This window comes from Aneurinibacillus sp. UBA3580 (genome assembly GCF_002375825.1).
GTDB lineage: Bacteria > Bacillota > Bacilli > Aneurinibacillales > Aneurinibacillaceae > Aneurinibacillus > Aneurinibacillus danicus.
In genome coordinates, this window is the sequence record NZ_DFMZ01000024.1 from 5,102 (window position 1) to 6,093 (window position 992).

General features: G+C 48.2%; 1 pseudogene and 1 riboswitch. The pseudogene reads right to left on the reverse strand.

The window, feature by feature from the left end:
- Positions 1 to 733 (reverse strand): annotated as a pseudogene (locus B2899_RS03775) (sulfate ABC transporter substrate-binding protein); the annotation flags it as partial.
- A 162-nt stretch (positions 734 to 895) separates the two neighbouring features.
- Positions 896 to 992, reverse strand: a riboswitch (SAM riboswitch).

Consider the following 992-nt stretch of genomic DNA (forward strand, 5'->3'; position numbering starts at 1 on the left):
GAATACTCAACGACGGGTTGACGATTTCGAAATTTCCTTTCCCCAGCTTATTAACGGCAAGCAGCGCGTCATTTTCCCATGTAATCAGCACATCACCAATGCCCCGTTCAACGAAAGTCGTTGTCGCTCCCCGCGCTCCAGAATCCAGCACCGGCACATTTTTAAGAATGCGTGTAACAAACGCTTTTGCCTGGTTTTCATCTCCTCCTTGCTTCTTCAATGCATAGCCCCAAGCCGCCAGGTAATTCCACCTTGCACCCCCTGATGTCTTTGGATTAGGCGTAATCACAGAGATGCCCGGTTTCGCCAAGTCATCCCAATCTTTGATTCCTTTTGGGTTGCCTTTTCGAACAAGAAAGACGATGGTGGAAGTATACGGTGAGCTGTTGGAGGCCAATCGTTTCTGCCAATCTTTTTGAATTAAGCCCTTCTTTTGAATCGCATCGATATCATACGCGAGGGCCAGCGTAACCACATCGGCTTCCAAGCCGTCAATGACAGCCCGTGCCTGCTTTCCAGAACCTCCATGCGATTGCTTAATGTTTACTGTCTGCCCAGTTTTCGTCTTCCAATACTGTGCGAACGCCTTGTCATATTCTTGGTATAATTCACGCGTTGGATCGTACGATACGTTCAAAAGTTGCACGGTTTCTTTCGGGGGCGAAGCAGCGCTGGTTGTTGTCTGCGCCTCCTTGGAAGCATTGCCGCATCCGCTGAGTGCCAAAGCCAGCATACTAACAGCTAGGCCGCACAGTACCCCTCTCTTCTTTTTCTTCTGATTTTCTTTACCTATTACCATTTCTCTTTCCCCTTTCTGTGTGTAATCTTCATACAAATAAAAACGACCTCTTCGGTAGTAAGAGGTCGACAAAAATGTAGCATAGGAACGTCGCACCTCTTATCTTTCGAAACAATGTTTCGCTGGAATTGGCACCGGTTGAACGTGTCAATGGTTGCCGAGGTTTCATTGGGCCAGTCCCTCCACCTCTCTC